This window comes from Aeromonas sp. A04, assembly GCF_047780465.1.
In the GTDB taxonomy this organism is placed as follows: domain Bacteria; phylum Pseudomonadota; class Gammaproteobacteria; order Enterobacterales; family Aeromonadaceae; genus Aeromonas; species Aeromonas bestiarum.
Genome location: NZ_JBLNHP010000011.1, coordinates 57,741 through 83,352 on the forward strand (window position 1 = coordinate 57,741; position 25,612 = coordinate 83,352).

Annotated in this window: 21 protein-coding genes; 10 read left to right on the top strand and 11 right to left on the bottom strand. The window is 59.1% G+C overall.

Translation table 11 applies throughout. The features are described from left to right. Window positions 1-124 precede the first annotated feature (124 nt). Entirely contained in the window at window positions 125-1,540 is a 1,416-nt protein-coding gene (locus tag ACM3N8_RS20770; protein WP_290019723.1) for a sensor domain-containing diguanylate cyclase, read from the top strand. Window positions 1,541-1,571: 31 nt separating this feature from the next. Here ACM3N8_RS20770 and ACM3N8_RS20775 read toward each other — a convergent pair whose 3' ends face one another. The 4 genes from ACM3N8_RS20775 to ACM3N8_RS20790 form a co-directional block, all read right to left on the bottom strand. Continuing rightward, window positions 1,572-3,518 carry a ligand-gated channel protein gene (locus tag ACM3N8_RS20775; RefSeq protein WP_290019752.1) on the bottom strand — a complete coding sequence of 649 codons (1,947 nt, stop codon included), beginning with the start codon at window positions 3,516-3,518 and terminating at the stop codon, window positions 1,572-1,574. A gap of 405 nt (window positions 3,519-3,923) precedes the next feature. Then, entirely contained in the window at window positions 3,924-4,136 is a 213-nt protein-coding gene (gene cspA / locus ACM3N8_RS20780; RefSeq protein WP_005316548.1) for an RNA chaperone/antiterminator CspA, read from the bottom strand. 492 nt (window positions 4,137-4,628) lie between these two features. Next, on the bottom strand, window positions 4,629-4,913 hold the full coding sequence (locus tag ACM3N8_RS20785; protein ID WP_011899186.1) for a DUF3811 domain-containing protein: 285 nt from the start codon (window positions 4,911-4,913) through the stop codon (window positions 4,629-4,631). A 170-nt stretch (window positions 4,914-5,083) separates the two neighbouring features. After that, window positions 5,084-5,962 (bottom strand): cation diffusion facilitator family transporter, encoded by an 879-nt coding sequence (locus ACM3N8_RS20790; protein WP_043556073.1) that lies wholly within the window; start codon window positions 5,960-5,962, stop codon window positions 5,084-5,086. Window positions 5,963-6,415: 453 nt separating this feature from the next. Here ACM3N8_RS20790 and ACM3N8_RS20795 point away from each other — a divergent pair, with 453 nt between their 5' ends. Further along, window positions 6,416-6,538, top strand: coding sequence for a hypothetical protein (locus ACM3N8_RS20795; protein ID WP_098981751.1), 123 nt, complete (start codon window positions 6,416-6,418; stop codon window positions 6,536-6,538). Window positions 6,539-6,613: 75 nt separating this feature from the next. On the opposite strand, the gene ACM3N8_RS20800 is transcribed toward ACM3N8_RS20795, so the two are convergent. Next, window positions 6,614-7,372 carry a substrate-binding periplasmic protein gene (locus tag ACM3N8_RS20800; protein WP_043556075.1) on the bottom strand — a complete coding sequence of 253 codons (759 nt, stop codon included), beginning with the start codon at window positions 7,370-7,372 and terminating at the stop codon, window positions 6,614-6,616. A gap of 167 nt (window positions 7,373-7,539) precedes the next feature. Further along, the gene (locus ACM3N8_RS20805; RefSeq protein ID WP_043556077.1) at window positions 7,540-8,118 is read right to left on the bottom strand and encodes a single-stranded DNA-binding protein; all 579 of its coding nucleotides are present in this window, start codon (window positions 8,116-8,118) and stop codon (window positions 7,540-7,542) included. A 532-nt stretch (window positions 8,119-8,650) separates the two neighbouring features. Between ACM3N8_RS20805 and ACM3N8_RS20810 the strand changes: the two genes are divergently transcribed. The 3 genes from ACM3N8_RS20810 to ACM3N8_RS20820 all read left to right on the top strand — a co-directional run bounded on the left by ACM3N8_RS20810 (window position 8,651) and on the right by ACM3N8_RS20820 (window position 14,063). After that, complete coding sequence (locus ACM3N8_RS20810) at window positions 8,651-9,310, top strand: LuxR C-terminal-related transcriptional regulator (protein ID WP_241326584.1); 660 nt, start codon at window positions 8,651-8,653, stop codon at window positions 9,308-9,310. Between the two features lie 94 nt (window positions 9,311-9,404). Further along, window positions 9,405-12,233 carry an excinuclease ABC subunit UvrA gene (gene uvrA, locus ACM3N8_RS20815; protein WP_290019883.1) on the top strand — a complete coding sequence of 943 codons (2,829 nt, stop codon included), beginning with the start codon at window positions 9,405-9,407 and terminating at the stop codon, window positions 12,231-12,233. A gap of 144 nt (window positions 12,234-12,377) precedes the next feature. Beyond that, window positions 12,378-14,063 (top strand): diguanylate cyclase, encoded by a 1,686-nt coding sequence (locus ACM3N8_RS20820; protein WP_181003731.1) that lies wholly within the window; start codon window positions 12,378-12,380, stop codon window positions 14,061-14,063. On the opposite strand, the gene ACM3N8_RS20825 is transcribed toward ACM3N8_RS20820, so the two are convergent. Beyond that, on the bottom strand, window positions 14,060-14,185 hold the full coding sequence (locus tag ACM3N8_RS20825; protein WP_264303493.1) for a hypothetical protein: 126 nt from the start codon (window positions 14,183-14,185) through the stop codon (window positions 14,060-14,062). The two genes, ACM3N8_RS20820 and ACM3N8_RS20825, sit on opposite strands and share 4 nt — an antisense overlap. A 324-nt stretch (window positions 14,186-14,509) precedes the next feature. Here ACM3N8_RS20825 and ACM3N8_RS20830 point away from each other — a divergent pair, with 324 nt between their 5' ends. From ACM3N8_RS20830 to ACM3N8_RS20840, 3 genes are all read left to right on the top strand, one after another. After that, complete coding sequence (locus ACM3N8_RS20830; RefSeq protein WP_042865943.1) at window positions 14,510-15,121, top strand: OmpW family outer membrane protein; 612 nt, start codon at window positions 14,510-14,512, stop codon at window positions 15,119-15,121. Window positions 15,122-15,340: 219 nt separating this feature from the next. Further along, the gene (locus ACM3N8_RS20835) at window positions 15,341-17,320 is read left to right on the top strand and encodes a methyl-accepting chemotaxis protein (protein WP_043141408.1); all 1,980 of its coding nucleotides are present in this window, start codon (window positions 15,341-15,343) and stop codon (window positions 17,318-17,320) included. Window positions 17,321-17,328: 8 nt separating this feature from the next. Further along, the gene (locus tag ACM3N8_RS20840) at window positions 17,329-18,813 is read left to right on the top strand and encodes an ABC transporter substrate-binding protein (RefSeq protein ID WP_103472909.1); all 1,485 of its coding nucleotides are present in this window, start codon (window positions 17,329-17,331) and stop codon (window positions 18,811-18,813) included. A gap of 63 nt (window positions 18,814-18,876) precedes the next feature. Here ACM3N8_RS20840 and ACM3N8_RS20845 read toward each other — a convergent pair whose 3' ends face one another. Beyond that, window positions 18,877-19,677 carry a GNAT family N-acetyltransferase gene (locus ACM3N8_RS20845; protein ID WP_416016553.1) on the bottom strand — a complete coding sequence of 267 codons (801 nt, stop codon included), beginning with the start codon at window positions 19,675-19,677 and terminating at the stop codon, window positions 18,877-18,879. Between the two features lie 329 nt (window positions 19,678-20,006). On the opposite strand from ACM3N8_RS20845, the gene metF reads away from it, so the two are divergent. Beyond that, the gene (gene metF / locus ACM3N8_RS20850; protein ID WP_021140731.1) at window positions 20,007-20,903 is read left to right on the top strand and encodes a methylenetetrahydrofolate reductase; all 897 of its coding nucleotides are present in this window, start codon (window positions 20,007-20,009) and stop codon (window positions 20,901-20,903) included. A gap of 67 nt (window positions 20,904-20,970) precedes the next feature. Here the strand turns inward: metF and ACM3N8_RS20855 are convergent, their stop codons facing one another. Together ACM3N8_RS20855 and ACM3N8_RS20860 are read right to left on the bottom strand one after the other, a co-directional pair. Continuing rightward, the gene (locus tag ACM3N8_RS20855; protein WP_065402590.1) at window positions 20,971-22,035 is read right to left on the bottom strand and encodes a DUF3103 family protein; all 1,065 of its coding nucleotides are present in this window, start codon (window positions 22,033-22,035) and stop codon (window positions 20,971-20,973) included. Between the two features lie 149 nt (window positions 22,036-22,184). Continuing rightward, window positions 22,185-23,336 (bottom strand): benzoate/H(+) symporter BenE family transporter, encoded by a 1,152-nt coding sequence (locus tag ACM3N8_RS20860; RefSeq protein WP_416016554.1) that lies wholly within the window; start codon window positions 23,334-23,336, stop codon window positions 22,185-22,187. Window positions 23,337-23,457: 121 nt separating this feature from the next. Between ACM3N8_RS20860 and ACM3N8_RS20865 the strand changes: the two genes are divergently transcribed. Further along, window positions 23,458-24,033 (top strand): helix-turn-helix domain-containing protein, encoded by a 576-nt coding sequence (locus ACM3N8_RS20865; RefSeq protein WP_021140728.1) that lies wholly within the window; start codon window positions 23,458-23,460, stop codon window positions 24,031-24,033. 10 nt (window positions 24,034-24,043) lie between these two features. Here the strand turns inward: ACM3N8_RS20865 and ACM3N8_RS20870 are convergent, their stop codons facing one another. Beyond that, complete coding sequence (locus tag ACM3N8_RS20870) at window positions 24,044-25,240, bottom strand: NnrS family protein (RefSeq protein WP_416016555.1); 1,197 nt, start codon at window positions 25,238-25,240, stop codon at window positions 24,044-24,046. Window positions 25,241-25,612 lie beyond the last annotated feature (372 nt).

Genomic DNA, 25,612 nt, shown 5'->3' on the forward strand with positions numbered 1-25,612 from the left:
TTTATCTTGCTGTTATCTGACTGAAATCACGCCAATTTCATACTCGGTCATGCTTGTTCTTCTATGCTGAAGGTGGCGATAATCAATGGCCGCATAGACGGCCAATAGCAAGGTTGGTGCAGGAATGGCGGTCTCTTCTGGTTCTGGATGGCGGGTGCGCAGCGGATGCTGCCTCCTGCTCTGTCTGCTGTGGCTGCCCGCCTTGGCAACGCCAGCCCCCAAACCCTTGATCGTGACCAACTCCAAGGCCTGGCAGCCCTTCTCCTACATCAATGAGGAGGGGCAGCCGGATGGCCTGCTGATCGATCTCTGGCGCGAGTATGGCCGTGTCACCGGTCGCCCGATCCAGTTCAAACTGGTGGACTGGCAGACCTCGCTGGATCTGGTGCGTACCGGCGAGGCCGATGTCCATGGCGGCCTGCTCTGGTCACCGGAGCGCAATCCGCTCTATGACTATGGCCAGGGGCTCTCCCGTCTCGATGCCCAGCTGTTCTTTGCCAACTCCCTGCGCGGCTCGGATGTGAACTACTACCTGCTGCACGAGAGTGTGGGTGTGGTGGCGGGAGGATATGAGGAGTACTACGCCCGCAAGCACTTCCCCACCACCCACCTGCAAACCTTCAGCGACAACGATGCCATGCTGCGCGCCGCCTTCAGCGGTGAACTGGATGCCTTCATCGCCGATCTGCAGGTGGCGAACTTCTATATCTACACCTCGGCGGATCCCAGCCGCTTCATCCCGGTACGCCACCTCTACAGCGACGAGATACGCTTTGCGGTCGCCAAGGGCAATCAGGCCCTGTTGCAGGAGCTGGAGCTGGGGTTTTCCCGCCTGGGTGTGGCGGATCGGGAGCGGATCATCCGCAAGTGGATGCATATCGAGACAGTCTATCCACTCCACCTCTGGCCCTGGTTGCTGGCGCTGGGAGGCATGGTGCTGCTGGTCTACATAGTGCAATTGCGACGGGCGGTGGCTAGCCGTACCGCCGAGCTGATCCAGGCCAATGCGCGGCTTGAGCGCCTCGCCGGCACAGATTCCATGACGGGGATCCTGAACCGGCGCGCCTTTCTGCTCGAGTTTGAGCAGCGGCTGGCCAGCGGACAGGCCTCGGCCCTGCTGTTGTTCGACATAGATCGCTTCAAGGGGATCAACGATCACTTCGGTCACGGGGTCGGTGACGAGGTGCTCTCGGCGCTGGTCGAACGGGTGCGGCTGGTGTTGCCGGACGGGGCGCTGTTTGCCCGTATCGGGGGGGAGGAGTTCTGTATCAGCCTGCCGATGGTGGATATGGCTGCACTGCAGGGTTGGGCCAGCCGGATAGGTCGGGAAGTGAGTCTGCGCAAGTTGCAGACCAGTGCCGGTGAGCTGGGGCTCTCCATCAGTACCGGGGCCGTCTGGGTGCCGGATGGCGTCAGAGCCGATGGCAGACGGGTGTTGTTGCAGGCGGACAGGCTGATGTATGGCGCCAAGTCGCTGGGGCGCAATACCTGGCAGGCGGCCTGTTATGCCGAGGAGAAGGAGAATGTAGCCGAAGAGTAGGCCGCCGCCCCGGGGGGGCGGCGGCTCATCATCAGAAGTTGTAGGTCATCCCCAGGTTGTAGCGACGACCGTCCAGCACTGTGCCGAAGCTGGTGTAATCCACCGTCTTGTCGAACAGGTTGTAGATGCCGGCGGTCACGTTCAGGTTCTTGTTGGCCTTGTAGACCAGACCCGTGTCGAAGAAGGTGTAAGAAGGCGTGCCCTCTGCCATCTTGACCCGGCTCAGGTAATCGGAGGTCTTGCTGCGGAAGTTGACCCTGGACCAGAGGCTGACCTCTTCTGTGGTCTGCCAGTCGACCGTGGTGTTGAACATGTGGCGCGGCATCTGGTTCAGTGCCTTGCCTTCCATCGGGCCGCTCTTCTGCTCGGACTGGGTGAAGGTGTAGCTGGAGGCCAGCGACCACTCTTCATTGATGGTCCAGTTGGCTGTCCCTTCCACTCCGCGCATGTTTGCCTTGTCGACGTTGATGCGGTCGCTGATGAAGTCATAGGTGTGACCGTTCAGGGTGCAGGAGGGGTCGCTCTTGCTGGTGCAACGGCGGATCTCGGAGATCTTGTCCTCGAAGTCGGTGTTGAACAGGGTCAGCCCGGTGCTCAGCCCTTCCTGACCATCCCACAACAGGGCGATTTCCTGGCTCACGCTGGTTTCCGGCTTGAGTTCCGGGCTGCCGACCAGCATGCCGTCCTGGGTGCCGCCCCCCGTGGCTTGGCCCCAGTTGGCGGCTGACATGCGCAGATCCGGTGAACGGTAGCCGGTGGAGACGCCCCCTTTCAAGGTCCAGAACTCGGCCGGATGCCAGACCCCGTACAGACGCGGGCTCCAGTGGGTACCGTAGTTCTGATCCCTGTCCATGCGCACGCCGCCGGTCAGGGCGAAGGTGTCGGTCAGTGCCCACTCGTCTTCCACGAACATGGCCCAGCTCCAGCGGGTCAGCTGATTGGCGCGGTTGGCCACGTTGAGCTGGTTGCCCTGATCCTGCAGATCCTCGTAGCGGTACTGACCACCCACGCTCAGGTAGTGATCCCCCAGCTCAAACTGGGTATGGGTATCGGCTATGGTGTTGCTCAGCTTCATCTGGCGGCCGGGGTTGGTATTCTCTTCCCGCTGCAGATAGCTGGTGGAGGAGCCAAAGTCATAGCGGCCGTCATGAGTGATGGCGTAGTTGGTGCGCTCGTAAGTGCTCAGGCTGGGTTTGGACTTGGCCGAGAGGGATTCACCCGGTGTGCGATCACGATCCTGCAGGCCGCGGCTGGCCTCGAAGTCGAAGCGATTGTGCTCGTCCGGGGTCAGGCTGAACACGGCTGTACCGCTGCGCATCTCCTGCTCGGCGAACCCGTTCTGGAACTGATCCTCACCGCGATGGGATAGCTGGCCGTTCAGGCGCATCCCCAGCAGTCCATCCACCAGGGCACCGGCCGTGTAGGCGTTGGTCTGGAAGATGTCGCCGGAGTCCTTGTTCTCCTGGAAGGTGGAGTCGGCATGCAGCGACCCCTGCCAGGCTGTCATGCTGGCGGTCTTGCGGGTGATGACGTTGATGACGCCACCCATGGCGTCAGAGCCGTAGCGGGAGGACATGGGGCCGCGTACCACCTCGATCCGTTCGATGGCTTGCAACGGTGGCAACCAGCCCTGCTCTATGCCGGGGCCATCGCTGTTGGGACGGGTGCCACGGCTGTCGACCCGCTTGCCATCCACCAGCATCAGCGTGTATTTGGAGCCCATGCCACGAATGCTGATATCGCTGCTGCTGCCACCCCCGGTGATCACCACGCCCGGTACGTCTTTCAGGGCATCGGTCACGTCGCGATAGGCGCGTTTTTCCAATTGCTCGCGGGTCACCACCGAGATGGAGGCGGCAGTATCCTCGATCTTCTGCTGGAAGCCGGAGGCGGTCACGACCATGACCTCCTGTTCGGCGGCATAGGCGTGAGAGGCGAGGGCGGCGAGAATGAGCGTGGTCAGCTTGTTGCGGTGCATTTTTATCATGTTGGCCTGAACTCTTTTAGTAAGAAGATGCATTCATCCTTTGGGTGAATCTATGGGGTGGTTTCACCGCATCCCGCGTGAAACCCGGACCGGGCAGGTTCAATTGGATAATCCTCCCGTTTGTCGGCAGGCATTGTAATGATCATGGGATGATGTGTAAACGATAATTAATCTCATTAAGGTTGTGCTGTAATGCTAGCGCCAACCAGGAGATGCAGGAGGGATACCGGAAGAAAAGGGGTGGGGCAGAATGGCTAAACAGAGGGAGAAAGAGTCTGGAGGGAGGGAAAATGCTGAATTGCAGGCAACAAAAAACCCGCCTGGGCGGGTTTTTTTAATTCTTGCAGAAGGTCTTCTCAGCAGGCGTTAGCGAGCGTGAAGGCTTCCTTGCTTGAATTACAGACCAACTACGTTGGCAGCAGCCGGGCCTTTCTGGCCTTGCTCGATGGTGAACTCAACGCGCTGACCTTCGTCCAGGGTTTTGAAGCTGGTGGACTGGATAGCGGAGAAGTGTACGAACACGTCTTTGCTGCCGTCAGCCGGGGAGATGAAGCCAAAACCTTTCTCAGCGTTGAAGAACTTAACGGTACCAGTCATTTTGTTAGACATAATAATTTCCTAAAATAGTGTTTTAAGTGCCAAAATTTGGCAATCTATGATTTTTCGTCAGCAATACGTATGGGGAGCACTAAAGAAGGAGAATTATTTAATAAGAACTATCGTAGATAACTCTTATACTAATCACTGCTTTACTAAAATGACTGCCTAACATAATCAGGTCTGAACTACCGAACCATCGAGAGAGATTAAAACATGCTCTCTTCGTTAAAGCAAACTTTATCTCAATATTAATTTCTGGTTATCGAGGTGCTACCAACTTCATATTGTCACATGAGCCACGGCGTTCACTGGCGAGATTGAGCGCTGACGCCTGCTATGATTGGCGCTGAGCTTTTTGGGACTGTTTTCTGGCTGGCGTAGAGGCGTTCCTGATCAAGAGCGGTATAGAAGAGATCTTCCTTGGTTGCCGCAGGGCCTTAATGGCAAACGCCCACCCACACCGGTCTGGTGTGGGTGGGCGCTCATCAACACGGCGCTGACTCAGCGCTTGCTGCGAAACTTGTTGCTGACGGAGTCGATCCAGCTGAAGGTTTCTGGCAAGACCTGATTTCTGGCCCGCTCTTTGGCCTTCTCCCGAGCCAGTTTGGAGGCCACCTTGGCCGCCTCTGCACGATCTGCCACGATTTTAAGCCGGCCTTCCTCACGGATCCTGTTACGTTCTGCGTTGGTCAGCTGATGGTCAGCATTGGCCTGGGCTTTTTGGAGCAACAGGGTTATCTCGGCCTTTTCGGCCTCGGTGAGGTCTTTCATTTCCAACTTTTTCACGGCGCGCTCCTGGCGGCTGGGGGATGGGATACCCTAACACATTTTCGCCGACTATTTCTTACGCAATGCGCTCTATGGCCATAAAAGTGCGGGTTCCACGCTTTTTTCCGTTATTTATCTGCCAGTTCACTACAGATTTCTCGCATTTTCCGGTTTGCATCGACTATCTCTCAACCGTGGCCGCTCGGTTCGACATGGATCAGCACTATGGCATGGGGCAGGTGGCGCATTATGCCCTGCTCTATCCGGTCACAGATGGCATGGGAGTGCTCTATGCTCATCTCCTTGGGCAGGGTCAGGTGGAAATCGATGTGACGACGGCGTCCGGCCTGACGGCTGCGCAGGGCGTGAAAACCCCCATGCTCGGGGCAGCACTGCTCGATCACCTGAGTAGTGATGGCCAGCTCCTCCTCGTTCATGCTGTGATCCAGCAGGGGCTGAAAGGCCTGGTTAAGCATGGTGATGGCTTCCCGGAGAATGAAGATCGCCACGCAGATGGCCACTATGGGGTCGAGCAGATAGAGGTTGTAGCCCAGCCCGTCGGCGATCCAGATACCGAGCAGGCCGACTGCGACTCCGAGAGAGGTCAGTACGTCGGCCTTGAGGTGCAGGGCATCGGCGGCGAGAGCGACAGATTCCTCTTCTTTCGCTACCCGGTAGAGATAGGTAGAGACACCGCTGTTGACCAGTGCCGAGATCAGCATGACCAGCACGCCAAAGCCCACGCTTTCGATCGGCGTTGGTGTGATCAACTTGCCGATGGCTTCGAAGATGATCCAGCCCGCGGCCAGCAGGATCAGCAGGGCCTCTATGACGCCGGAGACGTTTTCGATCTTGTCATGGCCATAGGGGTGGCGTTGATCGGGTGGAATATCCGACCGACGTACCGCAAACAGGGCGATGAGGGCTGCAACCAGGTCCATTGCCGAGTGGATGGCTTCGGAAATAATACTGACGGAACCACTCAGGATCCCGGCAAATATCTTCATGATAATCAGTGTGATATTGGAGCAAACCGAGACCAAGGCCGCTCTGGTTTTTCTGGTCATGGGATATCCTTATTCTCGATATAATATTTTCGCAAATAGGGTTGGATAATATCAGCTTGAAAATAAAACAGCTGCGGCAGGTTGTAACGTTTTGTTTCTGGCGAGAGTGAGAATGCTTATCTAAATTATCTCTTCTCATTTAATTAATAGTTGTCTTTTGCTTTTGGTGATTTATTTCAGTTGGTAATTAAATACGTCGAAGGGGCCAGATTTTATAAGGAATATTCAAGTTTTCTGGCCGTTCATGCCCTCGCCAGTCGTGCCTCGAGATCGCCGAAACCCGGCCCAGAATGAAGCCTGACTGATGAGGGTGGATTCTTGCGCAAGATTGGGGGTATGCTGAAGTGAGTGCGATCAACAGGTCGTCACTGAAAGCGTACTGAAGTCTACGATTCGGATGGCATGCTGGAACCTGGGTTCCAACTGTCTGGGTAACATTTTTGGAGTTTGATGATGAGTAACAAAGAACATCACAACGGCAAAGATGCCAAGAAAAAGCCGCAGTTGTCACTGAAAGAGAAGCGCGAAGCCAAACGTCAGAAAGCAGATCTGAAAAACGGCAGCGCGATCAAGTAACGCTCCTCCACGCTGTAGTTCCTCCGGAGCCAGTATCAAGCCAGCCTGTCACAGGCTGGCTTTTATGTTTCTGGCTCAAGGCGTGGCGCCATAGGTCTCGAAGATCTTCTGATACCGGCCATCGGCCCGCATGGCATTCAACTGGCGATCAAACCAGCGCTGTTGTACCGCCTGGCGAAAGGCAAAGTGATACTGGGTTGGGGCAAACAGGTCATATTGTCTGACCCGGCCGGGTGCGTAGAGCTCGGCGCCATACTTGCTGTCGGCCAGTTGCGCCAGATAGTAGTAAAACACCCGCTGTTCCAGAACCACGGCATCCACCCGTCCCAGCATCAATCTGTGAACCTGCCCCTGCTGCTTGGCGACCTCCTCATAACGGGGATTCTGATCGGCCATGCTGGCGAAGGCGCCTCCCAGCACCTGACGTGCCCGCTGGAAGGCGCTGACTCGCAGCGTTTTCATGTCATCCAGGGTGCTGATATGGGTCTTGCTGAGGGTGAATACCCGGTTGTGGAAGGCGATCACCGGCTGTGACAGGAAGACATCGCCCAGCATGCCGGGTTTGACGTTGATGATGGCATCCAGCTTGCCGGACTCCAGCATCCGGAAGGTACGTTCCAGCGGCAGATATTCAAAACTGGGCTCATAGCCGCTGTTGCGAAAGGCCTCTCGCAGCAGATCGAGCTCGATCCCGCGGCCCTCTTCCTCTATCACATAAGGGGGGATGGCGAAGCTGACGCCCACCCGCAGCGGCTCGGCTGCCGCGAGCAAGGGCGCCGCTAGGGTGGCGGTCAGGCAAACAGCGAGCAGTAGAATGCGATACAAAAACCCCATGTGTTCTCTCTGGCAAACTGGTCGCCCTGATCATAAGCCCAAGGCATCTCATGCGGGGAAAATACCCGGCAAGTCCGCACAGGAACAGTACTGCATGGCGAGCCTGCGTCAATAACAGGCAAAAAAAGGCCCTGAATGAACAGGGCCTTCTGGCAATGCGTTGCCGATCAGAACGGAATGTCGTCGTCGAAATCCATCGGCGGCTCGTTGTATACCGGCGGTGCAGACTGGGGCTGCTGTGCCGGACGGCCGTATCCACCTTGCGGCGGCTGCATGTTCTGCTGCGGCGCGGCGGCAGGACGAGCCTGGTTCATTGGCTGCTGGGCGGCTTGTTGTGGCTGACCCCAGTTACCTTGGGGCTGACCGCCCATGCTCTGACCTGCGCCACCTTGCGGACGGCCACCCAGCATCTGCATCACGCCGCTGAAGCTGTCTACCAGCACTTCGGTGGTGTAGCGCTCCTGGCCGCTCTGATCCTGCCATTTGCGGGTCTGCAGCTTGCCTTCGACATAGACCTGGGAGCCCTTCTTCAGGTACTCGCCGGCCACTTCGGCCAGCTTGCCCATGAACACCACGCGGTGCCACTCGGTACGCTCTTTCTGCTCGCCGGTCTGCTTGTCGCGCCAGGTTTCAGAGGTGGCCAGGGTGATGTTGGTCACGGCACCGCCACTCGGCATGTAGCGCACTTCCGGGTCTTGTCCCAGGTTACCGATCAGAATGACTTTATTGATGCCTCGACTGGCCATAATCTCTCTTCCACCCTTATATACCGGCCAGGCCATATGCCCGGACCAATTCAACATATCGTTTGTTTTCTGTCAGATAGGCAGCATCGCTGGACGATACCGTCACTCAAGTGATGACTGCACCCGGTTCAGTCGGCCTGCTGGCCAAAGCCCCGCTTTCAGATTTTGCCCGCAATAGTAACAGTTGGCGCGAACGAGCGCACATCTTCCTGCCCGTTCAGCCTTCACCCTGGGCCTGGACCGAAGGATTAACTTACACGAGGCAGACCTTGGCCAGCAAGCGAGCAGGAACGGCAGGGTGTCTGTGCCCATGGCGCGATCGCCGCAGGAATGCGGGTTTGCCGCGATGTGACACCCTTTGTCAGCCGTGGCGCCAGCATTCCACCCAAATGGGGGGGGTATGGCTAGTCATTTGTATTGCTTGGGAAATTGGTGAGTTTCAAAGGAGGCACACTTGTGTCTAATGCTTTTTTAATGCTGCGCCGATCGAGGGGCTTGGTACTCTCTGCTGCCAAAAAAAACCATGGCCTGAATGTTCAAGGACGTGCTCTTCATGACCACCCCATATCCCATCGTACTGGTTACCGAAAATAATGTGCAGGCGGTCAGTTTTCAGAGCTATCTGACCGAGCAGCTGGCGCTCCCCATACTGCTGGTGAGCATACTGGAAACCCTGCCGCAGCAGGATGAACTCGAGTCGCATCCCTTGTTTCTGGTCGATCTGGATTATCTCAAGTCGAGCCAGCAGTCAGGTTGGCCGCGGGAGATCTCCAGCCGCTTCGGTGAGGCCAACACAGTGTTGCTCAACGCCCCGACCAGCACGGATCGGGAGTTGCTGCTGATGTGGCCCCACACCAGCGGACTCTTCTTTCGTCAGGATCCGCTGGATCGGCTGGTGCTCGGCATTCGCAAGGTGCTGCAGGGGGAGTACTGGATCCCGCGCCACCTGCTGTGCGATCTGGTCAACTACTACCGCAAGGGAGGGGAGCATCACCTGCGCAACCAGACGCTGCTGACCGTGCGTGAACAGGAGATCATCCGTTATCTGATGACGGGGGCCTCCAATACCGAGATTGCCGACAGCCTGTTCGTGAGCGAGCACACCATCAAGTCCCACCTCTATAACGTCTTCAAGAAGTTGAACGTAAAGAACCGGTTGCAGGCGGTGAGCTGGGCCAAGGAGTATCTCTGAAATCGATGGGGATGATGGATAAAACCTGTCTATTCATCCAGTAGTCTCTATGCCATACTGATTCGCTCTGGTTTGTGTATCGAGCGTGCAAAAGATGGAAAAAATCGTGATTCGGGGTGCCCGCACCCACAATCTCAAGAACATCAATCTGATCCTGCCCCGCGACAAGCTGATCGTGGTCACAGGTCTCTCCGGCTCCGGCAAGTCTTCCCTGGCGTTCGATACCCTCTATGCGGAGGGGCAGCGCCGCTATGTGGAGTCGCTCTCCGCCTATGCCCGCCAGTTCCTCTCCCTGATGGAGAAGCCGGATGTGGATCATATCGAGGGGCTCTCCCCTGCCATCTCCATAGAGCAGAAGTCCACCTCCCACAACCCGCGCTCGACCGTCGGCACCATTACCGAAATCTATGACTATCTGCGCCTGCTGTTTGCGCGGGTAGGTGAACCCCGCTGTCCGACCCACGCCATTCCGCTCGCCGCCCAGACCATCAGTCAGATGGTGGATCAGGTGCTGGCCCAGCCCGAGGGCAGCAAGCTGATGCTGCTGGCCCCTGTGGTGCGGGATCGCAAGGGGGAGCACAGCAAGCTGCTGGAGAACCTGGCGGCCCAGGGCTATATCCGTGCCCGTATCGATGGCGAGGTGTGCGATCTCTCCGACCCTCCCACCCTGGAGCTGCACAAGAAGCACACCATCGAAGTGGTGGTGGACCGCTTCAAGGTGCGCGATGATCTGGCGCTGCGCCTGGCCGAATCGTTCGAGACGGCGCTGACCCTCTCCGGCGGTATCGTATTGGTGGTGCCCATGGATGGGGAGGAGGGGGTTGCCCCCATGACCTTCTCTGCCAACTTCGCTTGCCCCGAGTGCGGCTACTCCATGTCGGAGCTGGAACCGCGCATCTTCTCGTTCAACAACCCGGCCGGTGCCTGCCCCACCTGTGACGGCCTCGGGGTGCAGCAGTATTTCGATCCGGCCAAGGTGATAGGCGATCCGGCCATCAGCCTGGCCAACGGTGCCATCCGTGGCTGGGACAAACGCAGCTTCTACTATTTCCAGATGCTCAAGTCCCTCTCCGATCACTATCAGTTCGATCTGGAGGCTGCGTGGGAGGATCTGCCGCTCCAGACCCAGGAGGTGATACTGCGCGGCTCGGGGCGGACCGAGGTCGAGTTCCGCTACATGAACGACCGCGGCGATGTGGTGGTGCGCAAGCACCCGTTCGAGGGGATCCTGCACAACATGGAGCGGCGCTACCGGGAGACAGAGTCCAACTCGGTGCGCGAAGAGCTCTCCAAGTACATAGCCAACAAATCCTGTGCCAGCTGTGGTGGCAGCCGGTTGCGGGAAGAGGCGCGCCACGTGTTTGTGGACAACCGCAACCTGCCCGCCATCGCGGAGCAGTCCATCGGTGATGCGCTCGCCTTCTTCGAGGGGCTGAGTCTGACCGGCCAGCGCGCCCAGATCGCCGAGAAGATCCTGAAAGAGATCATCGAGCGGCTCGGCTTCCTGGTGAACGTGGGCCTCAACTACCTGAGCCTGTCGCGCAGTGCCGAGACCCTCTCCGGCGGGGAAGCCCAGCGCATCCGGCTGGCAAGCCAGATAGGCGCCGGTCTGGTGGGGGTCATGTATGTGCTGGATGAGCCCAGCATAGGCCTGCACCAGCGTGACAACGAGCGGCTGCTCAAGACACTCACCCACCTGCGTGACCTCGGCAATACTGTGATAGTGGTGGAGCACGACGAGGATGCCATCCGTCTTGCCGACCATGTGCTCGACATAGGCCCGGGCGCCGGGGTGCACGGCGGCAACATAGTGGCCCAGGGGACGCCCCAGCAGATCATCGACAATCCCGCCTCCCTGACCGGTGACTACCTCTCCGGCCGCAAGCAGATCGCCATTCCTGAAGTGCGTACTCCGCTCACAGACAAGTGGTTGAAACTCAAGGGGGCGAGCGGCAACAACCTGCGCAGCGTCAACTTGGACCTGCCGATCGGGGTGATGACCTGCGTCACCGGCGTCTCCGGCTCCGGCAAGTCGACCCTGATCAATGACACCCTGTTCCGTATCGCCCACCGGGAGCTTAACAAGGCGACCGAGTCCACCCCGGCCCCCTATCGCAGCGTCGAGGGGCTGGAGCACCTGGACAAGGTGGTGGACATAGACCAGAGCCCCATAGGCCGTACCCCGAGATCCAACCCGGCCACCTATACCGGCCTGTTCACCCCGATCCGCGAGCTGCTCTCCGGCACCCAGGAGGCACGCTCCCGGGGCTACCAGCCGGGTCGTTTCTCCTTCAACGTCAAGGGGGGGCGCTGCGAGGCATGTCAGGGGGATGGGGTCATCAAGGTGGAGATGCACTTCCTGCCGGATGTCTATGTGCCGTGCGACGTCTGCAAGGGCAAGCGCTACAACCGCGAGACCCTGGAGGTGAAGTACAAGGGCAAGAACATCCACGAGATCCTCGACATGACGGTGGAAGATGCCAGAGCCTTCTTCGACCCTGTGCCGGCGGTGGCGCGCAAGCTGCAAACCCTGATGGATGTGGGCCTCTCCTACATCCGCCTCGGCCAGTCGGCGACTACGCTCTCCGGCGGCGAGGCGCAGCGGGTCAAGCTGGCGCGGGAGCTCTCCAAGCGCGACACGGGCCAGACCCTCTACATCCTGGATGAGCCGACCACGGGCCTGCACTTCCACGACATACAGCAGCTGCTCAAGGTGCTGCACCAGTTGCGGGATCGGGGCAACACCATAGTCATCATCGAGCACAACCTGGACGTCATCAAAACCGCCGACTGGATCGTCGATCTGGGGCCCGAGGGAGGTGCCGGAGGCGGCCGTATCCTGGTGACAGGCACGCCGGAGCAGATCAGTCGCTGTGAGGGTTCTCATACGGCGCGCTTCTTGGCCCCGCTGTTGGTAAGATAATCGCGGCAGCAATGAGACAAGGGGCCCCGGGCCCCTTGTTTTTTATGGAAGTGATTCAGTTGCCGCCCCAGGAGGCGGATACTCCATACTTGGTGCAAGACAGTTTTCGCTCCCTTGTTTGCCGTCCAAAGGATATTGGCGTTCATGGCTCAACCTTCTCGCTCCATCGATCATTTGCTGGCCTACTCCATGTTTCCCGTCTGGGCCGGAGCCATCCTGATGCTGCTCATCGTGATTGCGCTGGCCCAGGTGCCGGCGGCGCAGCGGGTCGAGGAGCGGCGGATGCAGGATCACCTGCAGCGGGTGATCAAGGCGGTGCAGGGTGACATCAATGCCATCAATGCCTTCACCCGGGATTGGGGTATCTGGGATGAGAGCTATCACTTTCTTGCCCACCCCAATCAGGCCTATATTCATTCCAATCTGCTGGTCGATACCCCGATGCGGGATTTCGAACTCAACGTATTGAGCTATATGGATTTGCAGGGGGCCGAGATCTGGACCCGCACCCTGCTGCCCGAGACGCCAGGCACGGACACGACCCTGCTTCCCTTCTTCCTGGATGACCTCAAGCTGCAGTTGCTGCGTGAATCCCGTCAGGAGGGGATGCGCAGCCTGAGCGGGGTGAGAGGATCCCAGTGGGGGCCGCTCATCTACTCGCTTCAGCCGGTGACCAACACCCTGGGAAACGCCACACCCAACGGTTATCTGCTGGTGACTCGCTGGCTGGATGCTCGCTATCTGCATGATCTGGCCGAGCGTACCGCCCTCTCTTTGACCCTCTCCCAGCCGAAGCCTTCCGATAACTTCCTCTCCTTCAAGCCACTCAAGCCACAGATGAGCTATCGCCTGGTGGACCTGGGGCTGCAGCGGGTCAGGGGGGAGGGGCTGTTGCTCGACAGCAATGGCGACCCCGTGCTGACCCTGATAGTGGAAGACGATCGTGATGTGTTGCAGGGGGCGATGGAGGGGGCGATCTGGACCTTCGTCGGCATGCTGCTGATCAGCCTGGCCTGCATCTTGATGGCGCTGGCGCGGTTGCGGGCAATCGTACTGGGGCCGGTCAGCGAGCTGGTGAAGGCGCTGCAGAAATTTGGCGAGAAACAGGACGTGAGCGTGCTGCCGATCATCGACAGCAGCCAGGAGATGGCCCTGCTCAGCCGCAAGTTCCGGGAGATGGCGGCCAAGATCAGCCTGCACCACAGTGCCCTGCAGGCGCACTCTTCCAAGATGGAGACTGCCGCCTATACGGATCCGCTGACCCATGCCTTCAACCGGCGCTACCTCGACGAGTGGCTGCTGAGCCGGGATAACGTCACCGCCGCCAGGATGCTGGTGATCCTGGATCTGGATCACTTCAAGCAGGTCAACGATCGTTTCGGGCACGATATCGGCGATCTGGTGCTGTGCCAGCTCGCCGAGCTGCTGCGCGCCGCCCTCGGTGAGGAGGAGCCACTGATCCGGCTGGGTGGGGAGGAGTTCCTGCTGCTGCTCACGTGCGAGGAGGCGACACAGGTCGCGAGTCGGGTCGAGCGTTTGCGCCGCAAGATTGCCGAGTACAGATTCGGGCGCGAGGAGGTGCCGCTCAAGATGACGGCGTCGCTGGGATATTGCAGCTATCCCCTGCACCGGGAACTGGAAGATTCGTTCTGGAATCTCAGCTTCAAACTGGCAGATATGGCGTTATACAGGGCCAAGCAGGAGGGGCGGGATCGCTGGCGGGGCTACAGTGGGGAGCTGGCCCGGGAGCAATGGGCGCTGAGCCCGGAGCAGATAGTGGCGGGAGAGTGGCTGTCGTGCCAGACATCCCATGTCGGCCAGCTGGTTTAACGGGTCAGCATTAATAGCGCCATGCCGAGAATGAATCCCAATAAAATAAACAGGAAGGATCCTATGCCCCATATGGCCGCCAGAATGGCGATGATCTTTTCCCGTCTTGTTTGTTCTTTCATAAACTTTCGCTTACAGCTGCGCTACATTGGCCGCAAAAATACGCTTGTTGCCAGGATGAAACAACCATTTCTCGCCGTTTAAATCCGCAATAAGATATATTTCAATTGTCTCTTAGTGGGTTTCATATCAGTTCTATATTATCCAATTCATTGTTATATAGGTAATTTTTCTTTGTTTTTGCGGTTTGCAGGCAGGGTCGAAAGCTGCTGTACACATCTATCTATTTATTGGTAACGTTTGAGCTGAATCAATAACTCCGCATTCACATCCATTTATAGTTTTCAGGCTTGCAACATAGAACGAAAACTAAAAGGAAAAATGTGATGAAAAAGATCCTTCCGCTGATGATCGCAGCCGCACTTGCCTCTCCCGTCGCCATGGCCCACCAGGCCGGCGATATTCTGGTCCGCGGTGGCCTGGCATTTGTCTCCCCTCAAACGAGCAGTGACGATGTGTTGGGTACCGGTGAGCTGGAAATTGACAGCAACATGCAGCTGGGTCTGACCCTCTCTTATCTGATCACCGATAACTGGGGTGTCGAGCTGCTGGCCGCCACGCCTTTCTCCCACTCCGTCTCGACCGCGGGTCTGGGCGAGGTCGCCAAGGTCAAGCATCTGCCGCCGACCCTGATGGCGCAGTACTATTTCGGTGATGCCAAGAGCAAGGTGCGCCCCTACATTGGTGCCGGTGTGAACTACACCACCTTCTTCGATGAGCAGGGCCGTGGTGCACTGGAAGGCACAGATGTCAGCGTGGACTCTTCCTGGGGTCTGGCCGGTCAGGTCGGCCTGGACATGGCGATCAATGATCGCTGGTTCGTCAACGCTTCCGCCTGGATCATGGATATCGACACCGATGTGCACACAGCCGTGGGCACCATCAAGACCTCCATCGATCCCATGGCCTTCATGTTCGGTGTCGGCTATCGCTTCTGATAGGACACAAGGTTGGCCTCCTCACGGCCTGTACAGCTAAGCACGTCTCTTTGGCCCGGCACTGTCCGGGCCCTTTTATGCCTGTGCCGGATCCCGCCAATTGTGATCCAACCCCATATAGATCAATAAAATAACATCCCCCTCCCCTCTATAATTCGCCGCTTGTGCCGATAGTGTCTATGTTCACGTTACCTTCCCCCAATGAGTGAGGATGTCTCCATGGGTTTATCTATTGTGCAGCGGATCATCGCCGGATTTGTGTTGATGCTGCTGCTGTTGATCCTGCTTGGGGTGATCAGCACCCTGAAGATCAGGGGTATCAACGACGGCCTGTCGCAGGTCTCAGACCGGGCGACGCCGCTGGTGATTGCGGTGGCGGGCCTGAAAGGCGCCCTGCAAGACAGCAACCGCTGGGTGCTGGTCTACCGGACCAGCGAGGAAGCGAGCCAGCTGCCGCAACTCGCCAGCCAGTTCAAGGAGCAGCAGGCCCGTTTCAGCCAGCTGAGCCAGGAGATGGACAAGTTCACCGGCGTGGCGGAGGCCAATGGTCGCTTCCAGCAGGTGGATGGCGCCACCAAACAGTTTTATGGGCTGGCGGAGCAGGTGCTCTCCCAGCACAGCCAGTGGGTCAACGCCCTCGATCAACGCCACAAGCTGGAGATCGCCTTCATCCGGCTGGAAGACACCTACCAATGGGCGGCCGATCTGCTGCTGCAGCAGACCGCCAGCAAGCGCTCCATGCGCAACAAGGCCGAACTCATCACCTCGGGTATAGCGCGGGATCTGAAAAACATTCGCCGGGCCGATGCCAAGACGGATCTCAATGAGCTGGAAAAGGTGCTCAGCAAGGACATCGAGATGGCCCGCAAGCGTCTCGATCGGGTGCTGGTCCCCGACGATGTGAAGCAGCGTTTCGTCTCCAACCTGGACCGCATGCAGGAGCTGGCGCTTGGCCAGCAGGGCTTGCTTGCCACCATGCGCAATGCCCAGCAACTGGCGTCATCGCTGCAAACCTTGAATCAGCAGCTCGACGCCAGCCTGGTCAACAGCCTGAGCCTGCTCGACGAGATGGGCCAGTCGGCCGGGACCATCGCCAGTCAGAGCCGGACCACGGCGGATGATGCGGTCAGCAGTGCCAGCTTCTGGATCCTGATCGTCGCCGCCATCTCGGCCGCGGCGGCGCTCATCATTGGCTACACAACAGCGCGCAGCATTCAGCGTCCGCTGCAGATGATCAACAAGGAGCTGAACTACATGGCGGCCGGGGACATGACCCGCCGCATCAACTACCGCAGCAGCTGCGAGTTCGGCACCCTATCCCGCTCCATCGATACTCTGGCCGGCAAAACGGGGGAACTGCTCTCCCAGATCAACGCGGGCTCCCGCCATCTGGTGGATGAGGCGAGTCGCGCCGCCGAGATCAGCGAGCGCGCCATGTCCCGGGTGCAGGATCAGAAGAGCCAGACCGATCAGGTCGCCGCCGCCATCACTGAGCTGGAGGTCAGTGCCACCGAGGTGGCCCGCTCCACCGATGGCACCAAGCGGGAAGTGGATCTGGCCGATGACGAAGCCCGCAGCGGTCGCCAGAAGGTGGCCACCACGCGTCGCATCACTGAGCAGCTGGCTGGCGCCATGGAAGAGGCCGTCGGCATCACCTACAAGCTGGGCGAGTTCAGCAACAATATCGGCAGCATTCTGGACGTGATCCGCAGCATCGCCGAGCAGACCAATTTGCTGGCCCTGAACGCCGCCATCGAAGCCGCCCGGGCCGGCGATGCCGGTCGCGGCTTCGCCGTGGTAGCCGACGAGGTGCGAGCGCTCGCCAACCGCACCCAGACCTCGACCGAAGAGATCCAGGCGATGATCGAGAACCTGCAAAACTCGAGCAAGCAGGTGGTGGAAGTGATGGGTCGCAGTCAGGAGCAGACCCACAGCTGCGTCGAGCAGACCCGCGAGATGGATCTGGCATTGCAGTCCATCGCCGAGCGGATGACCTCCATCAAGTCGATGGCGGATCAGGTTGCCCATGCCGCCCAGGAGCAGATCTCGGTCAGTCAGGGCGTCGCCCGCCATATCGCCGGCATTGCCGACGTGGCCTACGAGACCGAGCGGGAGGCGAGAGAGTCGGCCAGCAGCAGTGAAGTGCTGGCGGATCTGGTCGCCAAGCAGCAGCAATTGATCGCACATTTCAAGGTCTAGGAGGGCTTATGTCTAAAAAGTGGATTGGGGCCCTGAGTCTCCTGTTGTGTGGTCAGCTGATGGCCAGCGAGCTGGTGATAGAGAGCTGGCGGATCGATGACAAGGCCTTGTGGGAACAGAAGATCATTCCCGCCTTCGAGGCGGCCCACCCGGGTATCCAGGTGAAGTTCAACGGTGTGCAGAACGTCGATTACATGCCGACCCTGTGGGCCAGCCTGAAAGATGGCAAGGCGGGGGATCTCATTACCTGTCGTCCGTTCGATGACTCTTTGGCTCTGTTCAAGGCCGGTCATCTGGCGGAGCTGACCGAGATGTCGGGGATGGAAAACTTCCCGAGTTTTGCCCAGTCACCCTGGCAGACCGACTCAGGTGCCCAGACTTTCTGCGTGCCCATGGCCTCGGTTATTCACGGTTTTTTCTATAACAAGAAGATATTCAGTGAGTTGGGCCTGACAGTGCCACAAACTCGTGACGCCTTCTTCGCCGCGCTCGACAAGGTGAAGGCGGATGGTCGTTATGTGCCGCTGGCCATGAGTGGCTCCGAAAGCTGGGTATCGTCCGAACTCGGTTTTCAGAACATAGGTCCCAACTACTGGAAGGGGGAAGATGGTCGTCTGGCGCTGATCGGGGGTCAGGAGCGACTCGACAACCCGCAATACGTCAAGGTATTTGAGGAGCTGGCCCGCTGGCGCCCCTACCTGGGTGAGGGGGGCGAGAGCCGGGACTATGCCGCCACCAATGAGTTGTTCACCTCCGGCAAGGCCGCCTTCTATGTGGCGGGATCCTGGGAAATCGCCCCCTTCACTGGCAAGGTCGACTTTGGTGTCATGCGTCCACCGGTGGCGAAACAGGGGGATGGTTGCTTCTTTACCGATCACACCGACATCGGCATGGGGCTGAACCCGGCCAGCAAGAACAAGGAGGCTGCCATGGCCTTCCTGCAGTGGCTGACCACCCCCCAGTTTGCCGAGCTCTATACCAACTCGCTGCCGGGGTTCTTCTCCCTTTCCAACCACTTCTTCGATGTCACCAATCCGGCGGCGAAGGAGATGATGGAGTGGCGCGATCAGTGTGACTCCACCATACGGGTGGCGACCCAGATCCTCTCCCGTGGCAAGCCCAAACTGGGCGACGAGCTGGCCGAGGTGAGTCAGGCCGTGCTGCTCGGCAAGATGGAGCCCAAGGCGGCGGCCGACCGGCTGGAGCAGGGGCTGAAAGGCTGGTATCCCGCTCATCAGGGCAACAAGGCCAAGGGACAGGATTGCCAATGCGATGTAGCTGCGCCCCCTGTATCAGCAGCCCCCGCTACCACAGAGGCTGGCGCCGTTGCCGCCCCATCCGCGGCGACGCCGGCTGTGGCAGCTGCTCCTGCCGCGCCCGTGCCATCGGTGACACCCGCCGCGCCAGCGTCTGCCGCTGCGGCCCCATTGCCTGTGCCGTCGGCTGAGGTGGAACAGGCGCTCTCCAACGAGCTGGAGACGCCACAGCAATAACCGGCAACACCATAAACAACGGGAGGCATCAGCCTCCCGTTTTCATTGCTGCCCGCAGCCGGGCTATTGTGCCTCGTGGGGCCAGCGGCAGAGGCTGCCGATGCGCGCTACCGGAGCAAATCCAAGCGAGCGATAGACCCGTTGGGCGTGGTAGTGCTCGTCGGCCACTATGATGAGCTGGCTGACGCGATCCAGCCCCTGACGGGCGACCTGGCTCAGCAGCTGGCGGCACAGCCCCCGGTTGCGCCAGTCCTGATGGGTGCGCACCAGCTGAAAGCGGCCCATGGTGTCGGTGAAGAAGAGGCCGCAGCTGGCGACCAGCTGATCTTCCCGCCAGATCCCCCACCACTGCCCGAGTCCGTCCGCGATCATGGCCTCGTACAGGTGGCGGCGCGACTGCAGATAGGGCAGATAGCTCTCCACCGAGTGGCCAGGGTCGCGTTCATTGAGCTCAAACGTCAGCCACTCATTCCAGTCGGCGGACTCGAAGGGACGGGCATCCGTCGCCGGATCGCCAGCCGTTGCTTGATGCCAGCTGGAGGCATCCAGTGCCAGCACCACGCACTCCATGTATTGATAGCCTGCCGCCACGAAACCGGCGACCCGGCTGTTTTGGCCTGCGGCCAGCGGCCATTGAAAGGTGCGGTGTTGTACCCTGGGATCCTGCCCGATCAGCTTGTCGAAGCTGGCCTCGAGCCAGCCCTTGTCACGATCGCTGGGCGGGGTGGGGAGCAGCAAGTAGTTGCCAAAATAGTAGTCGGGGGCATCAGGGGTGCGCACGGCCCAGAATTGCTCATGATCTACCACGTTGCCCTGATAGCGATCGAACAGCAAGTCGGTGGCAAAGCCGGGGTGGGTATCCATGATGAGGCTCCTGCGAATGGCTCAATTGGTTATCGGCAGGGAGGGGAATAGGTTGAAAAAGGGGCCGGAGAAGCCTCCGGCCAAACAATCACACGCAGATTCAGAACGTCCAGGACGATCCGGGTTCATCATAACGCGACTCCGCGGATTTTGGGATGGGGTGCCAATCGTTACTTCAGGTTAATTGCGAAATAAACACCAGCCTCTCGCCTAGATCCGTAAATCAGTGTTGACTTTGATCCGTTTTCTCATAAAGATAGAAAGACGTTTAGACGTCCAAACATCCGTTTTGACGTAGAGGAATGGGTTGCGGGACAGGGAGAGAGCAGATGGGATTTCACAGTGCACGTCAGGTTGAGGCGCTCAACCAGAGTTTGGCCGATTTAAGCGGTGACATAGGGGTTAGTTTCGAGTTTTTTCCACCCAACAGTGAAGGGATGGAAAACACCCTCTGGCAGTCCATCGAACGGCTGAAAGTGCTGGAACCCAAGTTCGTTTCCGTGACTTATGGCGCCAACTCCGGCACCCGGGACCGCACCCACAAGGTGATCAAGGACATCAAGGAGCGTACCGGCCTGATCGCGGCGCCGCACCTGACCTGTATCGATGCCAGCCGCGACGAGCTGCGCACCATAGCCCGCGATTACTGGAACAGCGGCATCCGCCATATCGTGGCCCTGCGTGGCGACCTGCCGCCCGGACTCGACAAGCCGGACATGTATGCCACCGATCTGGTGGCCCTGCTCAAGTCTGAAGCTGACTTCGATATTTCGGTCGCGGCCTATCCCGAGGGCCATCCCGAGGCCAGGAGTGCGCAGTCCGACCTGCTCAACCTGAAGCGCAAGATTGATGCCGGCGCCAACCGTGCCATCACCCAGTTCTTCTTCGATGTGGAGACCTATCTGCGCTTTCGGGATCGCTGTGCCGCCATCGGCATAGATGCCGAAATCGTGCCTGGGATACTGCCTGTCTCCAACTACCAGACCCTGGCCAAGTTCGCCGGTTTTACCAACGTGAAGATCCCGCGCTGGATGCATCAGCGCTTCGAGGGGCTGGACAACGATCAGATGACCCGCAACCTGGTGGGCGCCAGCATTGCCATCGATCAGGTGCGTGTGCTGAGCCAGGAGGGGGTGAAAGATTTCCACTTCTATACCCTGAACCGCTCCGAGCTGACCTACGCCATCTGCCATACCCTGGGGGTCAGACCGAAGGACCCAGCCTGACACAGGTTGTCGCAGGCACAAAAAAAGCCAATGAGTCGCTCATTGGCTTTTTTGTCATGGCGGCTTATCAAGGCCGGGTTGGGGCTATCTCTTTAGGTTCGAGATCGATGACTGCATTGCCGGCGGCACCCGGATACTGGTGATAACTCTGGTCCTGCTCCAGGGTGTAGAAGGTATCCAGATAGTCATCGTTGTTGGTCATCCAGGAGTCGGGCAGCGCCTTGACGATACGACCGCCGAGATCCAGGAAGGGCAGGGCCTCCGGCACGCCGCCAGCGGTAAAGGCGAGCTTGAGGGCATCGATGAACAGGCCGCTCAGCTCCTTGTAGTTGACGTTGTCGTCCTGCTCCATCATGACGATGTCGACGGCACCCCAGCGGTAGCGATCCCAGTACACCAGGATCTGGTTGGGGGTGTAGTCGGTGTTGTCATAGTCGAGGTAGGGCATGTCGACTATGTCGACCACGGGCTCATCCCGGCTGGGATTGACCCCGGCGACCACCGCATACACCTCGGCCGCACCCAGCAGCCAGGGCTCCTGATCATCCTTCAACCGAATTTTCTTCAGGATGCTGGTCTTGAGCGGTGCCGTGCTAGCGGCGGTGCGCGGGGCAGCCTGCAGATCGGCTGCGGCCAGCGCCTTGCGCATCACCTTCAGACCGGCGTTCTTGGCCTTGACGGGGTCTGCTTCCACCACCAGGACCGGTCGCGCCGGTGCCTTGTCCACATCCAGATAGACGGGGTTGCCGGCGCTGTCGAAAGCTTCGATAGCACTCCAGCTCTTCTCATCTCCGCTCGGTACATAGGCAACCAGGGGTTCGACCCCTTGTTGCAGTGCGGCGGCCTGCTCCGGGTTGGCCAGTCGCAGTTGCATCAACTGCTTGACCTCGCCGTCCAGCCCTTGCCGGCTGATGGCGGCCTGGTTGGCATCGCTCGCCTGCCGTTTCAGCCTTGGACTGGCTTTTTGCAGCAGGTTGGGCAGCGGGCTCTGGTACTCCTGATTGCTCAGCAGTGGCAGCAGGTTTTTCTGCTGCAGCGCGAGCTGGCGTGCCAGCTCCCGATCCGAGTCGGCAGCATGGGCGGTGGTGGCGCCCAGCAGTGCCAGTAACAAAATGACAGCCTGATTCCTCATTATTATTCTCCAGTTTATGAGTCTGACAGAGGCACACATCGGGGAAGAAGAAGTGCCTCGGCACCACTTAATGGCAATTAGTTTCAGCTGTGAACCAATTTTTCTGAATTATGTGCTGTGTCTCACGGGAGGCTCCCCAGATGGTCAGGTCAGTTTCTCCGCTGGTTGACTTGATGCAGGATGACACCGACGAGCAGCCCCCAGCAGGCGGCGCCGACACCCAACAGGCTGATCCCGGAGGCCGTGATGATGAAGGTGAGCAGGGCGGCTTCGCGCGCCTCGTCTTGTTGCAATGCCGTGTGCAGGCTGCTGCCTATGGTGCCGAGCAGGGCCAACCCAGCCACGCAGGTGACCAGTGTCGCAGGAAAGGCGGTGAACAGGGCGGCCACGCTTGCCCCGAAGCAACCGGTCAGCAGATAGAAGCCGCCAGCCCAGACGGCGGCGGGCCAGCGACGGCTGGCATCGTGATCCACGTCCTTGCCCATGCAGATGGCGGCCGTAATGGCGGCCAGGTTGAAGGCATAACCGCCGAAGGGGGCCAGCAGCAGACCGGTCAGGCCGGTCCAGGTGATCAGGGAGGAGGTGGCCGGTTGATAACCGTGAGCTCGCAATATGGTGATACCGGGCATGTTCTGGGAGGTCATGGTGACGATGAACAGTGGCAGGGCTATGCCGAACAGGGCATTAAAGGAGAAGCTCGGCCAGGTCCAGACCGGGCTGGCGAGCTGCCAGTGAAGCGCGTCGAGTTGCAGATCCCCCCGCAGGGCACAGAGGGTTATTCCCATCGCCAGCACCAGCACCATGGTGTAGCGAGGCCAGAGATGACGGCCCAGCAGGAAGGCCAGCAGCAGGGTGCCAAGCAGCAAGGGATCTTGTGGCGCGACCTTGAACAGATCCAACCCGAATCTGAGCAAGACTCCGGCCAGCATGGCGGCGGCCAGCGGAGCCGGGATGTGCCGCATCAGGCGATCGAACCAACCGCTGATGCCGCACAGTGTGATCAGCAGGGAAGAGATAACGAAGGCGCCTATGGCCTCGGCCAGGGTGAAGTTGCCCAGGCTGGTGATGAGCAGGGCGGCACCCGGGGTCGACCAGGCGGTCAGTACGGGTATACGGTAATAAAAGGAGAGGCCGATGCAGCTTATTCCCATACCGATACCCAGCGTCCATAGCCAGGAGGCAAGCTGAGCGGCATCGGCACCCGCCGCCGTAGCAGCCTGAATGATCAGGATGACGGAGCTGGTGTAGCCGACCATCACGGCGATGAAACCTGCCACCAGGTGGGGAAGGGCGAAGGGCATAGTGACGTCCTTGTCGGATTGTGACGGGCTGTGCGTTATTACGTACAATGTGTACTCTGACTATATCGTTGTGCGCTATAGCGCACAAGGCGATTCATGCAAGCGCAATGAAGAGGCAGTCATGCAAGAGATGAATCAGCATCTGGCCCAACGTCTGAAGGGGTTGCGCAGCGAACTGGGCTGGAGCCTGGATGTGGCGGCGCGTGAGACGGGGGTAAGCAAGGCCATGCTGGGGCAGATTGAGCGGGGAGAGTCCAGTCCCACTGTGGCGACCCTGTGGAAGATTGCCACCGGTTTTCGGGTCTCCTTCTCCAGCTTCATCGAGCCTGCCCCGGCAGCGCAGGGAGAGGTGCTCTATCGTACCGCCGACGCCATTCGCCAGCAGCCTGCGGGAGAGGGCATGCAGGTCGCTCCCTTATTTCCTTATGAGAAGCGATTTGGTTTTGAATTGTTTGAATTGACGCTGCTACCCGGGTATCAGCGCGAATCAGAGCCCCATGAGCCCGGTGTGACTGAGCATGTCATCGTCATCAGTGGTCTGATGGAGGTGCTGGTGGAAGGGGAGTGGCGTTCACTGGTACAAGGGGAGGCGGTGCGCTTTGCCGCCGACCGCCCCCATGGTTATCGCAATCTGGGAATAGCCCCTGCGATCTTTCACAACCTGATCCACTATCCTGCGGCCAGGCCCCGAGAATAAGCCCGGATGATCAGCCCGGACGGCCATCCGCCCTGGGGCTGGTCAGTATGGGGGCATAAACCCAGACGAACAGCCCATAGGCGCCGACCCAGGCCAGGCCACTCAGGTTCCAGCCGGGCAGGGTATAGGCAGGCCAGAGTAGCGGGATCACAACCCGGATCACGGCTGCCGCTATGACCAGTGCGAACGCACAGCTTATCCGGCGCCCTACCTGCAAGGCTCGGCCGCTATGGCCGAGGGAGACGCGCGCTATCATCCCCAGGATCATGGTGCCCATGCAGCCGGCGCTGAGCAGGTGGCTGGCCGTCGACAAGGTGATGGGCAGGCCGGCGGCCTGCGCTCCGAGAGCGAGCAGACCGAGCGGAATAAACAGGTAGGCGAGATGCAGTGACCACAGCAGGGGATGAGCAAGGGTGGTCGGCAGGCGCCAGCGCAGTTGTCGCCACAGATGCAAACCTGCTGCCACTATATATAGAGGCACCATATAAGTGCTGGTGGTCCATTGGGTGGGGAGCAACAGCCAGCACAGCAAGATAAGCCACAGCGATGCGAGTGCTGTGCGCTCCAGCCAGGGCAGGGGGGCGGCTTTCTCCAGACCGGTGCCTCGGGCGGTAAAGAAGGGGATGACCCGTCCTCCCATCACGGCAATCAGGGTCGTGAACAGCAGCACTGTCGTGATCAGCAGATGATCTATGACGATCCACTCCTCATGCCACAACCAGCTGGCGCCATTGAGCAGAGTCAGTACCACGAGCAGGGGGACAAAGAAGAGGTTGCGCCATTGGCGGGTCACTATGATGGGTTTGGCCAGGAACCAGGCGCAGAGTGGTAACCACATCAGATCCATCATCATCAGAACCGGGTTCCCTTCTCCCAGCCAGGGCAACAAGCACCTGGGTACGGCCCACAGGCCCACGACCAGTGCCAGCGGCCAGCCCCGAACACCGGGATGGGCCGTCCAGTTTTGTACGGCGGTCAGCAGAAAGCCCGCTACTATGGCCGCACCGAAACCAAACAGCATCTCGTGTGCATGCCACCAGATGGGGTTGCCGACTCCTGACAACAGGATCCAGCCATTGAGCTGTGCCAGCCAGCCCAGCATGGCCAAGGCAGAGAAGAGGGCCCCGAGCAGGAAGAAAGGCCGAAACCCCAAGCGGAACAGAGGAACTATCTGTTCTTCTTTGCGGCTATCCAGGATCTGATGCATGGCGAAACCTTAATTGACATTTGAAAAGACAATTATAAAGTGACTTTTCAAATGTTCAATTTAAATCCAGTCAAAGCTTGAGTTGATGGGGTTTTGAGCAAAAAGGCATGGGTTTGCTGCATATCTGAGCGAACGAGCAATTGTGATGAAAAAGCCCTTGTCATCCCGGCGCGGCTCCCTATAATGCGCCCCTACCAGCACGGCGGAACGCGCCAACCTGATGAGCCAGCTTCCTTGTGAAGCCGGCGCCGAAAGAAAAGCGAAAACAATCGCTTGACTTTCGAAGTGAGAAGCGTAATATGCGCCTCCTCAACGCGACAAGCGTGACGCTCTTTAACAATTTGAATCAAGCAATCTGTGTGGGCACTCACA